The 382-nt window shown below is 62.6% G+C and carries 1 pseudogene; it reads left to right on the top strand.

From position 1 onward, the window contains the following. Position 1 precedes the first annotated feature (1 nt). Positions 2-382: pseudogene (locus HX855_RS32890) on the top strand (ABC transporter permease); the annotation flags it as partial.

The raw sequence follows: 382 nt of genomic DNA, 5'->3' as shown, positions 1-382 counted from the left end.
GCTGTACCTGTTTCTGTATGCGCCGATCGCCTTGATCGTGCTGTTCAGCTTCAATGCCGGGCGCAGTGGCCTGGCGTTCGAGTGCTGCTCGGTGCAGTGGTTCGGCCGGGCCTTTGGCAACCCGTTCATCATGGAAGCCCTCGGGCACAGTGCATTTATCGCCACGTGCTCGGCGTTGATCGCCACGCTGTTCGGCACCCTGGCGGTGTTCGGCTTGCAGCGTGCCGGGGCCAAGGTGCGGCTGCTGTTTGACGCCCTGACCTACTGCGCGATCATCGTGCCCGGCATCGTCATCGGTATCTCGACGTTGATCGCCTTCATCAGCCTCTTCGATGTGATCAACCCGCTGCTGGCGAGCTGGATGCCCAGCCTGCCGCGTTTG

It is taken from the genome of Pseudomonas sp. IPO3778 (assembly GCF_013386825.1).
In the GTDB taxonomy this organism is placed as follows: domain Bacteria; phylum Pseudomonadota; class Gammaproteobacteria; order Pseudomonadales; family Pseudomonadaceae; genus Aquipseudomonas.
This window is presented reverse-complemented; position numbering and strand designations above follow the sequence as displayed.